Below are 13,563 nucleotides of genomic sequence, written 5' to 3' on the forward strand. Positions count from 1 at the left end.
GGGACGCATGCTTAAAAGTGGCGAACTCGACACCCGGCTGACGCGCTTTGGCGCCGCAACTGGCACGCCCCCAGAATGGCCGCTGCTTGGCAAACTGTGGGCGAAGATCATTGACCCGAAGGCGGCAGGTCGCGAGGCCCAGGCCAGTATCTATGCAACCGGTTCGACTTTGATCACGGTGCGGGCTCGGGGCGATATCCTGCCCGGGCAGTTGCTGAAGGGAAATGCCTGCTGGTACTTGATCGAAGACACCGCCAGCGAGCCTGGCGCCTTGCAGATCTCGGCCCGCAAGCTCTCCGGCGAGCCAGCGACCTACACCCCGAAGCAGGGGGATCCTTATCCGGTCACCGCCTTCTTGGCGGCTGAGAACGTGATGGTGGGGGCCCGCAGCGAACCGCGACACCAGATAGACCTGATCCTGCCTGAACTCGTCCCCCCCTTTGCACGACAGGGTGACCAGATCACCTTGCGGGGACGGCAATATCGTATCGATGGGCTGATTGAGGGCAGTGACAACGGCACCACGCTCCGAGTGATGGTGGTCTGATGCCGGGCGGACTTAGCCGCAAGCGCAGGGCCAGGGTGATCAACGTCACCGGCCTAAGCGAGAGCGTTGATGCATTCAAGGCGCTCCCTGCCACGATCCGCAAGCAGCTGGTGGCCGTGGTCAATGAAGTGGCTTCCAACACCCGTGGTGACATCGTGAACCGGATCTCAGCGGATGGTTTCAATACAGCCTCGGTCAGGGCGCGGATCCGGCTCGACAAGGCGAACGTCAGCAACGACGTTGCCACCATCAGCCTGGACCTGAAGACGATCCCGTTCAGCCGAGTCAAATTTGCCAGTCAGCGTACCGATGGTACTGGCACCCGGGCCAGCGTCTGGGTGATGCGGGGCGGCAAGCGAGTGCAGGTCTACGGCTTTATCAACCCCTACGGCAAGAAGCGACGCCCGATGATCCGCTATGCGAAAGCCGGTAAGCCTCGGCTGGTGATGGCGGGTGGTGTGGGCCTGCGGGGCTGGTGGAGCGACATCATCACCGAGCAGTTCCTCGATGAGCTGCAAGCCAACCTTGCCAGCACCTTCAGCAGGAGAGTGACATGACCGAAGCGACCGTCATCATCGATGCGCTGCTGGCCAAGTTGCGCAGCGTGCCTTCACTGTCACCAGAAGACCGGGTGTGCGACAGCGACCCGCAGATCGACCAGCATACCCCACTGCCGCTGGCCCATTTTCGGGAACTGACCGAGGGCAAACCGGAGCGGCGGGGGCGGGAGTGGAAGCGCACCCGCAACATTCAGGTGGATCTCTACCAGCCCGCGAGTGCCGGACGTGCCGGGCGTGATCAGTTGCTGTCAGAGGTGCTGGCGGCGCTGGTGCCCTCGACGGCGGGGATCCCCCTGCCGGGCACGACGCTGCTCGCTATCTCGGTTGGCACCATCAATCTGGAACCCGAAGAAATCGGCAGCGACACCTTGCTGACCTCCATCCAATTCAGCCTCACCTACACCGCCATCCTCTAGGTTGGCACCCCCATCTGGATACCATAGGAGCATCCAAGCATGTCATTTACCGACAAAGGCCTGCTGCTGGCCGGTGATGTCTACATCGCCGAAATCAACAACGGCGTGAAAGGGCCCCTGATTGGCCCCATCAACGTCAACGAGATCACCGTCACCCCACCGACCACCGAGGAGAAGTCGCGCATCTCCAAGAAGCGCAGCACCTTTGGCCAGGCGCTGGACTCGGTTCAACTGCCGAAGGACCCGGCCAAGCTCTCACTGAAGTGGGACTCCATGACCAAGCAACTGCTGGCCGATGCCATCGCCGGCAAGCAGGTGGCCTTCACCCAGACCGAGGCCGCGGTCGTGGATGAACCGGTGACCCTCAGTAAAGAGGGATGGGTCGAGTTGGGCAACGCCTACATCAAGCCCGGCACCATCGTAGTGAAACTCGCCAGCGGCAGCACCACGCTGGTGCTCGACACCGATTACAAGGTGAATGGCAACATGGTGATGGCGCTGAACGACACGGCGGCTGTCGCTTGCAAGGTGAGCTACACCAAAGCGGCCGTGACCGGCACCACCTACACCGGCACCACCGAGACCCTCAAGCCGCGCTACTTCCTGATCGACGGCGAGAACCTAGCCAACCCCGGCCAGCGAGTGCGCGTCACCATCGACCAGGCCATGCTGGCCGCCCAGGGCGCCCTGGCGCTGATGAGTGGCGAGTTTATGGAAGGGGAGCTGGAAGGCTCATTGGTGACTCAGCCCGGTAAGTCCGAGCCGTATCGGATGGAGATCCTCAACTAATCGAATGGCATCGATGGATGCCATTCTGTTATTCGACCCGCGATGCAGTTACTTCGCTTTTGGGCTCTTTGACTGTTGAGCTTGCTGAAGGATTCTTGAGGTATGCCATTGTCCCATTTTGGCGAGAGACTTGACCTTCTTCTTGTATTTAGCTGCAGTCAAAGGGTCTTTGTCATTGTGCCTTGCTTGGTTGCAATACTTACAAGCAGCCACAATGTTGCTCGCAGAGTTAGGCCCGCCATCGCATTTGGCTAATAGATGCTCCCCGGTGCATTGGAAGTGGTCTACTTGCTGCTTGCTTATCTGATATCGATCAGAAAACTGTGTTGGGTTCGCCTCCCACATAGGCATGCCGCAGTAGTAGCAACGATATGCTTGGTTTACCGCTGCGCGGTGACGTTGTTTATGAATTGAACTTGCCATATAGGGCTCCAAAAGTTGCTTGAAGCCCGGGGGGATAACAGACAGAACAGTGCCGGGCTTCAATGTTGAAGTTGAAGTCCCGTCACACCTTATCGGGTAGATCGGGCACTGGCAGGAGTTTTCCTGACAGCACAACACCAGCGGCGTAACCGACTGGCACCCCATTTTGTTTGAATGTGGCAGGACAAATATCATCCAAAAAATGGTGTGATGCAATTGAATACAGATCGCCATTGTCACAAAAAGTAACTATTAACCCGCTTCGGCGGGTTTTTTCATTTCTGAGGAATCCCCATGGCCAGCAACGATACCGATATCCAGCTGCGGATCCGCGCCGCCGTTGAGGGGCTGGCCGAGATCAGCAAGCTCATCGCTGAGGTGGATACCTTGGGTGGTGAGACCGAATCGAGCAGCGAGCAGGTCGGCTCCCTGGGGGATGAGCTGCAGCGCCTCGGTGAGCAAAACGCGACCCTGACCCAGTTTGCCAATCTCAAGCGCAGCACTGCCGATCTGGGTGAGGGGCTCGAGGCTGCCCGCACCCGTGCTACCGGCATGGGCAAGGCACTGGCGGATGCCAAGAAAGAGCTGACGGCGTCCAATGCTGCCTACAGCACCAGTCGGCAGGAGACCGAGCGGCTGGCGAGCGCTCATGCGGAAGCCAAGGCCAAGGTGGATCTGCTGCGCCAGGCCAACAGTGAGGCGACCAGCGTCACCAAGGAGCAGCGCCAGGCGCTCAAGGATGCGCGGGATCAGGTTCGTCTGCTGGGGGACCAGTACAAAGAGAGCGCGGGGCAAACCAATGCCCTCAAGAACGGACTGGATGCCAGCGAGAAGGCGCTGCGCCAGCAGTCCCGGGAGTTCAACGCTGCTCGCCGGGAAGTGCAATCCCTCGATAGCCAATATCAGCGGCAGAACACCACGCTCAATGGGCTGCGCCGGGCTCTGACCGAAGCAGGAGTCGACACCCGCAAGCTGGCCAGCGAGCAGAAACGGATTGAAACGGCCAGCCAACAGGCTGGAACCCAGGTGGCTTATCTGAAGAGCCAGCTTGCAGGACAGGCAGGGCAATTGCGATCCAATGCTGCCGGGATGGAGGTATACAGCAAGAAAGCCAAGCAGGCAGAACAGAACACCGAGCAGCTGCATGAAGCGGTTCAGAGTGGTGAGCAAGGATGGGAAGCTCTGGCGGGCAAGATCACCGGCGTTGCAGCAGCCTTTCTCAGTTTTGATCAACTGGCTGCCCGAACCACCGGGATGGTCAGAACCGCGGATGAGATTGAGCGCCTGGGCGTCTCGCTCAAGAGCGTGGAAGGGAGTGCCGCCGGCGGCGAGAAGGCGCTGGCCTGGTTGCGGGAGTTCAACGAGAAGACCCCGTTCCAACTCAACGAGATTACCACCGCCTTTATCAAGGCCAAGAACTTCGGATTGGACCCCTATAACGGGGTGCTGCAGGCCACGGCCAACTACACCGCCAAGACGGCCGGCACCTATCAGGATCTGGAAGGGGTCATCACCGCCCTCGGGCAAGCCTATGTGAAAGGCAAGCTGCAAGCGGAGGAGATGAACCAGCTCAATGAGCGCTCGGTGGCAGCGGCCAAACTGCTGTCGAAAGCCATGGGCAAGACCACTGACGAGATCATCGCCATGGCCACGGCAGGCAAGCTGGGTCGAAACGAGATCGAACTGCTGATCAAGGCGATGGGCGAGGATGCGGCCGGTGCGTCGGAGGAGATGGCGCAGACCTTCAGTGGAATATGGTCGAACTTTCTCGAGCAGCTCAACCAGGTCGAACTGGCCGTGGCCGATGCGGGGATTTTTGCCTTCATCAAATCCGAGCTGGCAGAGGTCACTGCCCAGATCAAAGCCGCAGCGGCAGATGGCAGTTTGGCAACCTGGGCGCAAGGTGTGTCCGATGGCATGAGATCTGGTGCCATCGCCATTCGTGGGATCACCGAAACCCTTGTCGAGATGAGAGACGGGATCGGGTTGGTGGTGAAGGTCTGGGGCACCATGAAGGTGATCCAGTGGAGTACCCAACTGCTCGGCTTCGGGCAGGCGATGAAAACCGGGGTGGTACAGCCGGCAGCAGAGGCCGGCAAAGAGCTCGACAAGACGAGCAAGAAAGCGGTCAAGCTCAATGGGGTGCTGGGGGCGCTTACCCTGGGTAATGGTGCCGTTGCGGCTGGCCTCTCTGTTCTTGTCTACGAGGGTGGAAAAGGGCTGGCCAAGCTGGCCGAAGACGCCGGGGTCTGGGCGGCCAAGATGGGCGAGGCTGGGGAGGTTGAGCAGCGAGTGGCCGAGCAGTCTCGCGCCTTCTTCGCCCAACTGCAGCGCCAGGGCATGACCACCATGGCGCAGTTTGACGAGTTCAAGAATGTGCAGATCCTCACTGCACAGGAGGTCGCCAACCTCTCTGCCGTCGAGCGGGCAGCCTACGAGCAGCGGCTCAAAGGCCATCGCGAGTACCTGACGGGCCAGTTGCAGGTGCAAAAGGCGCTTGAAGCCTCCGGGCTCAAGGCCGAGTCCTTGCAATATCAGGCCGATGCTGCACTGGCCAGCATGCGACAGGGATTTCTCGATCTGGCGGCTGGAGCCGACATGGCTGGCCAGGCCATTGACGCCAAGACTCGACCAGCCGTGCTGAAGCTGGTGGCCGACTTCGACTTGCTCAAGGCAAAAGGGAAGGAAACGGCCACCGGGATCAGCGAGGTGTTCAAGGGTCTGCAATTGGGGGATCCCACCTCCCTGCAGAACATTACCCTGGCGCTCGAGTCGCTGCGTGAGCAGGGCAAGGTCACCCAGACCGAGATTGATGCGGGGCTGCGCAAGAGTCTGCAGGACATGAGCCTACAGGATCTCGAGGTATTGAAGGTCCAGTCAATGGCGGCTTTTGACACCATGAAAAATGGTGCCATCAGCACGGCCCAGATCACTGAGTCGGTGCTGTCAGAAAAGCTGCGCCGCTTGGGCGTGGATTATCAAGCGCTCCATACCGGCATTGATGCCGTGGGCCGCCAGACCATCGACACCTTCCGCGCTGTTGCTACCGATGTGAATGCCACCTCGCAAGACATTGCCGCCGCCATGAAGGCGGCCGTCAACAAGGCAGACACGGTGCAAGAGCTGGAGGAGCTGAAAAAGGTCTGGTTATCGGTAGGGCAGGCGGGAAAGGTCTCTGCACAGGAGCAAGGACGCGGGCTTACCTATCTGGATGATCATATCCGCCAGACCAAAGCGAAAGCAGCAGAGATTGGTGATGGCTTCAACACCGCGGCGGATAAGTCGAAGAAGGCTACCGACACCATGAGGGAGAACCTCAAAGGGGTGCAAGAAGAGGCCAAAAAGACCAAAGCCGATGTGGAAGACGCCATCAGCAGTACGAGTGGTGGCAGCTCTGCCCTGTCGGGGGCGGGGCGAGGGGATGTGACTCGCACGGTTGGTGCTGGCTCCTTCTTCTACAAAACGGTGGATATCAACCAGCTCCGCGGCAACGCCGATGCCCTGGCCAACACCCTGGCCGGAGTGGAGGACGAGCTGGCCCGCTACAGCCAGAAAGTCAGGGACATCCCCGCCTACAGCGAGTGGAGCAAGTGGTACGCAGAGAAATTTCAGAAGGAGATGGAGGCCATGCGTGCCCAGCTCCAGAAGGAGTTGAATAAGGCGCAGCATAAGGAAGCGGAGAAAGCGACGACTCAGCCGACTGTAGGGACCACGCCGCCGCAACAACAGAGTGCACCGACGCCATCAGGCAGTAATAAAACGGTCACCATCTATCTCAAATCCGACACTCACAGCGCAGAACTCCAGTCCGATGAGGAAAACCTGGATGCGTTGCTGCGTCTGTTGAAACAGCAAGGACTCAGAAGCTGATGATCACATTAGCGGGTATCGAATTGCCAGATGACCTGGACTGGGAAGATGAGTTCGCGTGGGAGCCTGTTGGACAGGTCATAACCCCAACGCTTTCAGGGGCCATCATCGTCGAAGAGTCCGTCCAATCCGAGGGGCGCCCCATCACTCTTCGCTCTGATGGTGAGGCATGGGTAAGGCGTTCGACCGTGTTGGCATTGCAGTCATTGGCTGCGGCCCCGTCTACTCGGATGCAGCTCTTCCTCAACGGGCGCATCTTCACCGTCATATGGCGTCGAGAAAACAGCGGTGGGCTGGAGGCAAAGCAACTCTACCGGATCGCGGATCCGGATGCCCAGACCCCTTATGAAATCACCCTTCGCCTTCTTGAGGTAACCCCATGACCATTCATTCCGGCGACATCAAACTGATGGCCAGTCAGCGGTTGACTGACACCACGGACGGCGGCGGCCGCATCACCGGGCAGGAGATCGTGAGCGGCGAGCACAATGGCCTGTTTCAGGACATCAGCGATCTCGACCGCACTTATGGGGTGGTCAGCATGCGCAAGGCGTTTCTGGCGGTGCAGACGGATGACACGGACACCTATCGGGGTGCCCATATCATCGTGCAGGTGCCCCCGGCTGACCCGAACGTGGGGCTATGCCTCATCAACACCCGGGATCATCACGACACCCGCGCCAATGCCCGCGACGTGCTGGAGCGCTATCTGGCCCGTGGGCCCAAGTGGCGCGGCTTCCTGTACGACACCCAGCTCGAAGGCCAGCGGGCGATCCGCTTCTTCCAGCGCGTCGAAGTGCGCCTGCCGGAAGTGGGGGAGACCCTGGTGCTGGTCGGCAACGAGGGCAAGGCGGGGGAGTTCGAGCAGTATGTGCGGGTGCTGGAAGTCACCCAGCAGCTGGCCAAGTTCCAGGTGCCCAACGTGCCCGAGTTCACCCGAAACGTGGTGACCTGCAAGCTGGCGGACCCGCTGCGTTACACCTTCGAGGGGGAGCAGCCGACCCCCTATGATGTGGTGACCAACGTCAAAACCGCCCTGCGGGAAACCGTGGTGGCCGATGCCGCCAACTACTTCGCCACCACCAAGCTGGCGGAGGCGGTGAACCTGGGCGCCATGCAGGTGCGGGCCAAGACGATCTTTACCCAGATCGTGCCGTCTGCCCGCACCGAGACCCCAGCGGTGGATCTGACAGCGGCTGGCGAAATGGCCAGCCTGGTGGATTCGGGCAAGGGCCTGGTCAGCTTCTCGACCGTGGTCAGCATTGCCCCCAGCCGGGGCCTGTTCCTCGGCACAGGCGTGAAACCCGGCACCCTGACCATCACCATCGGTGCAGCCGTCATCACCGACAAGGGGGGCGAGCTGGTTGTCGCCGGGTCCGTGGTGGGTGCCATCGACTATGGCCGGGGTCAGCTGGAGTTCAATGCCCAGTGCCCGAACTACGGGACCGCCAGCAAAACCATCAGCTTCTGGCCAGCGTCTCGCCCGTCCCGTATCGCTGACACGGCCAGGATCGACATCAAGGCCAACAACCGGGGCTATGCCTACACCATCACCCTGCTGCCGACCCCGGCACCGGGCACCCTCACGGTGTCGTTTATGGCGCAGGGGAAATGGTACGACTTGAAGGACAACGGGCGCGGCGAGCTGTTCGGCGCGGATCGCTCGTTCGGCACCGGGATCGTCAACCTGGCCACCGGGTCGGTCATGCTGACCCTGGGAGCCCTGCCGGACGTGGACACCGCAATCCTGTTCAGCTGGGCGACCCCGGTCAACTACACCAACCGCAGCAACCAGCCCATCAGCATCAGCAAGTCGGCATGGCAACTGCCCCACACCGGGATCACCCCCAAGAGCGTGATCCTGACCTGGGGCAGCGGCCAAACGGCCAACGATGCGGTGGGGGATGGGCGCCTGCGCGGTAACATCACCGGCACCATCAACTATGCCGAGGGGGTGATCATTCTCGATCACATCACCCTGCCGGCGCTGGGCCAGGAGTACATCGCCCAGTACCAGTACGGTGAGCCGGTGACCGAGCGCCACGTTGAACCGGAGCGCCTGAGTACCCCCGGCCAGGTGGGGCACCTCTCCATCACCCTGGACGGCGCAGGCGGCGGGGCCACCAACCTGACCCCCGGGTCGGTGCATGTCAAATTCAACGCGCTCTATCACAAGTTCGATGTGGACGATCAGGAGCTGGTGATCCAGACCCGCGACCCGGTGATCACCCTGCTGGATGACGGCCAGGGCAACCTCAAGGACGCCAGCGGCAACACCCTGGGGGCCATCAACTACGCCGCCGGCACCCTGCATTTCATGCCGGATGGCAGTGCCCTCTTGCCCAAGCCGACCTATGCCTGGGTGACCGTGGGCACCAAATGGGTGGGCAACAACCAGGTGGCGGTGCAGCGCTGGACCATGACCGGCATCGAGTACCACAACACGGCGTACACCTTCCCCGATGGCGAGGGGGGCTGGGTCGAAGTGACCTACCGCAACAACAACAGTGCCTTGGCGCAAAACGCCACCCTGACCGCCCAGGCGCTGCGCATTGATGTCACCCCCGGGTTTGCGGAGGCCATTCTGGAAGGGTCGCTGCGCTTCACCCTGGGGGGGAGCACCTACGTGGATCGGCAGGGCCTGCTCTACCGCAACCCGGACCCGGAGACGGGATCCGGTATCCAGGCAGGCACCATCGACTACTCGAACGGCTTGGCGGTGCTGTCTGACTGGGCGGCCGGGCAGACGGCGCAGCCGTCGCTGCAGTCCCTGGCCACCTCGTTCAGTGCCCAGTCGGTGGATGAGGTGACCTTCCGCACCCCGGGGGCGCCGGTGGCGCCGGGTAGCCTCTACATCAGCGCCAACACCGCGAGCGGGCGGCGCATCGAGGCCACGGCGGACGGGGACGGCTATTTCACCACCACCGACATGGATGGCCGGGTGAACTACCAGACCGGGGTGGTGACGGTGCGCTTTGGTCGGTTCGTCACCGCTGCGGGCAACGAGAGCCAGCCCTGGTATGACGTTGACCAGGTGGGGCTGGACGGCAAGATCTGGCGCCCCATCAGCGTGGTGGCCGACACCATCCTGTTCAACTGTGTGGTGTTCAGCTATCTGCCTCTCGATGCCGACATCATCGGGCTGGATCCGGTGCGGTTGCCGTCCGATGGCCGGGTGCCCTTCATCCGCAAGGGGACCACGGTGGTGGTTCACAGCACCCGCAAGTCGGCGTTCCCGCTGGGGGTCAGTGCCGGGCAGCAGCTCAGCACCGGCCGCACCCGCCTGGCGCATGCCCATGTGGAGGACAAGAACGGCAAAGCGCTGGCGACCACCCTCTACAGCGTCAACCTGGATAGCGGCGTGGTGACGCTCGGCACTCCATTAGACCTGACCGGCTATGTCGAACCCCTCTATGCCGTGCATCGCATCGAGGACATGAGCCTGGTCAGCGACGTGGAGATCTCGGGGCGCCTGCTGCTGACCAAGGCGCTGTCCCATGCCTATGACCCGGCAGATACCTATGTCTCCAGCGCCCTCATCATCGGCGACCTGTGGGCCAGGTATACCAACCTGTTCGATCAGAAGGCGTGGACCAATGTCTGGTCTGATTTCCTCATCGGAGACCAGTCCACGGCGCAATACAACGACACGGTTTACCCGATCCTGGTCACCAACCGGGGCGCCCTGCAGGAGCGCTGGGCGGTGATCTTCACCTCCAGCACCACCTTTGTGCTGGTCGGGGAGCATGTGGGCCAGATCGCGGCGGGGGATGTGAACACCGATCTGGCGCCCATCAACCCCAACAACGGCCAGCCCTATTTCCGGCTGGACAAGCGGGGCTGGGGGTCAGGCTGGGCGAGTGGCAACGTGCTGCGTTTCACCACCGAGGCAGCCGGCGCCCCCTTCTGGCCGATCCGTACCGTGTTGCAGTCGGTGGCGTCACAGGATACCGACAAGTTCGAGCTGGCCCTGCGCGGCAACATCAACACCCCATAAGGGACCAACCAGGTGGGGCAATCTGCCCCACCTCTATAGGAGATCATCATGGCGTTTCCGGTGAAATGGTATGCGAGTCAGATGCAGGGTGCCCCGAGCCTGGGGGACATCACCGCCGGGGCCCTGACGGCCCTGCTCAAGGCGGTGCTGGTGACCGGGTTCGGCAACCTCACGATCAATGCCCTGGTGTGGGATGCCGCCGAGGGGGCCGCCAAGGCCACGTTTTCCGGCGGTCATGCTTACCTGCAGGATTCGGTGATCGAGGTGAGCGGAGCGAGCCCGGCCGCCTACAACGGCGAGCATCGGGCGAAGAAGGTGAGCAGCACCGAAGTCTGGTTCGAGCTGGACGGCGGCAACCCGGGTAGTGCTGGCAGCGGCATCATGTCGATGAAGGTGGCCCCCCTCGGCTGGACTCTGACCCATGAGAGCGGTGACGGCATGGTGGCCATCTATCGCCCCACCAATGTCAGCGAGTCGGGGAACGTTTCCTTGCGCATCGACAACACCGCATTCAGCGGCTGGACAGGAACGAATTCCTCTGGGTCAGCTAGCTACTTTGCCAAAATAGCCATGGTCGAGGATGTGGTGGATATTGATACCTACACCACTATTTATGAACACTGTTGGCCAGCTACCCAGCGTTACAGCGCCAAGATTTGGGACTTGATTGGTGACTCACAGTTATTCTACTGGTTTCCTGCAATCGGCAACGCCAGCTTTCAATCTGGATTCTGTTTTGGCTATTTGAAATCGGTTCGTCCAGGGGATCGCTATCATGCCATGCTGCATACCTACACCACGACAAACCCGGCCCATAGTAGTTTGCATATGGCAAATAAAAACACCAACAATAATATTTGTGCCACGGCGTTCACAGCCTTTGATGATTCTAGCTTCCGTATTCTTGCTCGCCCATTTCATCAACTCTTTGGTGTTACCAGTTACTGGTTAAAGGGGCTTTTCGGTCGCTTCGGTGCTGGTCTTTCTGTTCCAAACGCCCCCGATAACAGTTTTTATATGAGTACAGACCCCATCATGGTAGTGGAGTCTGGCAACCACTTACGTGGCTATATGCCGGGTCTGATCGTGCCCTATGGCGACGTCTTGGATTGGCATCGTAATAACTTCGCTAACCTGCCCGCCTTGCCTGGCAAGTTAGTGCGTTTTATCCGGCCTACCTATCAGACCAATACCTTTAACACTGATCCAAGATCATTAATGGGTTTTGATCTTGTCGGGCCTTGGCGCTAAAGAAAAGGGGTGCATCATGGATTTTCCAGTGAAATGGTACAGCAATGCGATGCAGGGAGCGCCAAGCCTGGGGGACACCGCCGCCGGGGCCCTGACGGCCCTGCTCAAAGCGGTGCTGGTGACCGGGTTCGGCAACCTCACGATTAATGCCCTGATGTGGGATGCTGCCGAGGGTGCCGCCAAGGCCACGTTTTCCGGCGGTCATGCTTACCTGCAGGACTCCGTGATCGAGGTGAGCGGGGCGAGCCCGGCCGCCTACAACGGCGAGCATCGGGCGAAGAAGGTGAGCAGCACCGAAGTCTGGTTCGAGCTGGACGGCGGCAACCCGGGTAGTGCTGGCAGCGGCATCATGTCGATGAAGGTGGCCCCCCTCGGCTGGACTCTGACCCATGAGAGTGGTGACGGTCAGGTGGCCATCTACCGGCCGAGCAACGTCAGCGAGTCGGGTAATGTGAGCCTGCGCATCGACAACACCGCATTCAGCGGCTGGACAGGAACCAGTAATGCCTATCTAGCAAAGGTGGCGATGGTCGAGGATGTGATCGATATCGACACATACACATTGATTTTCGAGCACCGCTGGCCAGCGACTAAGCGTTATAGCAATGGTCGTTGGGATTTTATTGGTGACAGCCAATTATTTTATTTTTTGCCTGCCTATGCGTCTGCCAATTATCAGTTTCTGTTTTGTTTCGGTTATCTGCTGTCGGTGCGACCAGGTGATCGTTACCATGCGGTGTTGAGCCATTACCCAACTACGTCCACATCAGAACTGTCACGCAACTGGGCGACCAATGCCGGATCTTCAAATACCAGTTATGGCAATACATTCCCATTGTTTGATAACACCAGTTATAGGGTATTGGCGCGGAATTTTACCCAATTGGCAGGGACGATTAATAATTGGTGGACCAAAGGATTGTTTGGCCGACCAGGCAATGGAATGAACTACCCAAACGGGCCTGATAATGCGTTTTATGCGAGTGCATCCCCGCCTATGGTGATGGAAACGGGTAATGAGCTACGTGGTTACTTGATTGGCCTCATTCAGCCATTTGTCAATGTAGCAGCACTTTCAGGCAAGAATTATATCGGATTGCCCGCGTTGCCTGGAAAGATAGTGCGCCTGATCCAAGTCGGTTATGCAGAGTCGCAAACTACAGCAGGTCAAATAACTCTTATGGGCTTCGACCTGACAGGCCCGTGGAGGTAATCATGGCGGATACCCTTCCGTACACACTTGTCACTGTGCCGATGGCGATTATCCCCATCAACAAGGAGGCCCGTAGCCAGTTCCAACCTCAGGATGTGGCCTGGCGTGGTGAACCACCGTTTTTCGCAGGCCCAGTGCGGCAGTTGTTTGTTAGCATGCCGACCAAAATCTGCGTTGGACAAGACTATTTCTGGCTCCGTGATGGGATACGTAACGTTGAGCAGGGCTATATCGAGAGCACCGTCACCATCAACGGGGAGGGGGTCAGGCGTCGGGTGCTGTGCTTTGACCAGGCGGGCAATATCGTCGGCGAGACCTACAGCCGGGCATCTGACGGCAAGTACCGGTTCGACCTGCTTTGGCTCAACCGCCGTTACATGCTGGTCGCCCAGGACGATCCGGCGTTCGGCCCGGCCGATTACAACGCCGTGGCGGCCGACTACCAGCTCCCTACCCCCTACGCCCCCGGTGAGGGGGTCGGCCTGTCAGGAGGTTGA

General features: G+C 60.1%; 11 protein-coding genes. 10 read left to right on the forward strand and 1 reads right to left on the reverse strand.

Annotated elements, in window-relative coordinates; translation table 11 throughout:
* Positions 1–7 precede the first annotated feature (7 nt).
* From C2U30_RS19480 to C2U30_RS19495, 4 genes are read left to right on the forward strand one after another with little or no spacing between them, the layout of a single operon-like run.
* Positions 8–547: a hypothetical protein gene (locus tag C2U30_RS19480; RefSeq protein ID WP_042016766.1), complete on the forward strand. Its 540-nt coding sequence runs from the start codon at positions 8–10 to the stop codon at positions 545–547.
* On the forward strand, positions 547–1,104 hold the full coding sequence (locus C2U30_RS19485; RefSeq protein ID WP_103244345.1) for a hypothetical protein: 558 nt from the start codon (positions 547–549) through the stop codon (positions 1,102–1,104). The genes C2U30_RS19480 and C2U30_RS19485 overlap by 1 nt, the downstream gene beginning before the upstream one ends.
* The gene (locus tag C2U30_RS19490) at positions 1,101–1,523 is read left to right on the forward strand and encodes a hypothetical protein (protein WP_103244346.1); all 423 of its coding nucleotides are present in this window, start codon (positions 1,101–1,103) and stop codon (positions 1,521–1,523) included. The genes C2U30_RS19485 and C2U30_RS19490 overlap by 4 nt, the downstream gene beginning before the upstream one ends.
* Before the next feature lie 39 nt (positions 1,524–1,562).
* Positions 1,563–2,312 carry a hypothetical protein gene (locus C2U30_RS19495; protein WP_103244347.1) on the forward strand — a complete coding sequence of 250 codons (750 nt, stop codon included), beginning with the start codon at positions 1,563–1,565 and terminating at the stop codon, positions 2,310–2,312.
* Between the two features lie 48 nt (positions 2,313–2,360).
* Here C2U30_RS19495 and C2U30_RS23200 read toward each other — a convergent pair whose 3' ends face one another.
* On the reverse strand, positions 2,361–2,969 hold the full coding sequence (locus C2U30_RS23200; RefSeq protein WP_442752133.1) for an HNH endonuclease: 609 nt from the start codon (positions 2,967–2,969) through the stop codon (positions 2,361–2,363).
* Between the two features lie 60 nt (positions 2,970–3,029).
* Between C2U30_RS23200 and C2U30_RS19500 the strand changes: the two genes are divergently transcribed.
* From C2U30_RS19500 to C2U30_RS19525, 6 genes are all read left to right on the forward strand, one after another.
* Positions 3,030–6,605 (forward strand): tape measure protein, encoded by a 3,576-nt coding sequence (locus C2U30_RS19500; RefSeq protein WP_103244348.1) that lies wholly within the window; start codon positions 3,030–3,032, stop codon positions 6,603–6,605.
* The gene (locus tag C2U30_RS19505) at positions 6,605–6,988 is read left to right on the forward strand and encodes a hypothetical protein (RefSeq protein ID WP_231959421.1); all 384 of its coding nucleotides are present in this window, start codon (positions 6,605–6,607) and stop codon (positions 6,986–6,988) included. Before C2U30_RS19500 ends, C2U30_RS19505 begins: the two co-directional genes overlap by 1 nt.
* Positions 6,985–10,602: a curculin (mannose-binding) lectin protein gene (locus tag C2U30_RS19510; RefSeq protein WP_103244349.1), complete on the forward strand. Its 3,618-nt coding sequence runs from the start codon at positions 6,985–6,987 to the stop codon at positions 10,600–10,602. The genes C2U30_RS19505 and C2U30_RS19510 overlap by 4 nt, the downstream gene beginning before the upstream one ends.
* A gap of 48 nt (positions 10,603–10,650) precedes the next feature.
* On the forward strand, positions 10,651–11,853 hold the full coding sequence (locus C2U30_RS19515) for a hypothetical protein (RefSeq protein ID WP_233720980.1): 1,203 nt from the start codon (positions 10,651–10,653) through the stop codon (positions 11,851–11,853).
* A gap of 16 nt (positions 11,854–11,869) precedes the next feature.
* Positions 11,870–13,066 carry a hypothetical protein gene (locus tag C2U30_RS19520; protein ID WP_233720983.1) on the forward strand — a complete coding sequence of 399 codons (1,197 nt, stop codon included), beginning with the start codon at positions 11,870–11,872 and terminating at the stop codon, positions 13,064–13,066.
* Positions 13,067–13,221: 155 nt separating this feature from the next.
* Positions 13,222–13,563 (forward strand): hypothetical protein, encoded by a 342-nt coding sequence (locus C2U30_RS19525; protein ID WP_233720985.1) that lies wholly within the window; start codon positions 13,222–13,224, stop codon positions 13,561–13,563.

The organism is Aeromonas sp. ASNIH5 (assembly GCF_002902865.1).
Taxonomy (GTDB): Bacteria; Pseudomonadota; Gammaproteobacteria; order Enterobacterales; family Aeromonadaceae; genus Aeromonas; species Aeromonas caviae.

Bases quoted from the DNA above. Each gene is read 5' to 3' on its own strand.
- C2U30_RS19515 (WP_233720980.1), top strand. From the start codon at position 10,651: ATGGCGTTTCCGGTGAAATGGTATGCGAGTCAGATGCAGGGTGCCCCG.
- C2U30_RS19520 (WP_233720983.1), top strand. From the start codon at position 11,870: ATGGATTTTCCAGTGAAATGGTACAGCAATGCGATGCAGGGAGCGCCA.
- C2U30_RS19510 (WP_103244349.1), top strand. From the start codon at position 6,985: ATGACCATTCATTCCGGCGACATCAAACTGATGGCCAGTCAGCGGTTG.
- C2U30_RS19495 (WP_103244347.1), top strand. From the start codon at position 1,563: ATGTCATTTACCGACAAAGGCCTGCTGCTGGCCGGTGATGTCTACATC.
- C2U30_RS19490 (WP_103244346.1), top strand. From the start codon at position 1,101: ATGACCGAAGCGACCGTCATCATCGATGCGCTGCTGGCCAAGTTGCGC.
- C2U30_RS23200 (WP_442752133.1), bottom strand. From the start codon at position 2,969: ATGGCGATCTGTATTCAATTGCATCACACCATTTTTTGGATGATATTT.
- C2U30_RS19505 (WP_231959421.1), top strand. From the start codon at position 6,605: ATGATCACATTAGCGGGTATCGAATTGCCAGATGACCTGGACTGGGAA.
- C2U30_RS19500 (WP_103244348.1), top strand. From the start codon at position 3,030: ATGGCCAGCAACGATACCGATATCCAGCTGCGGATCCGCGCCGCCGTT.
- C2U30_RS19525 (WP_233720985.1), top strand. From the start codon at position 13,222: ATGCCGACCAAAATCTGCGTTGGACAAGACTATTTCTGGCTCCGTGAT.
- C2U30_RS19485 (WP_103244345.1), top strand. From the start codon at position 547: ATGCCGGGCGGACTTAGCCGCAAGCGCAGGGCCAGGGTGATCAACGTC.
- C2U30_RS19480 (WP_042016766.1), top strand. From the start codon at position 8: ATGCTTAAAAGTGGCGAACTCGACACCCGGCTGACGCGCTTTGGCGCC.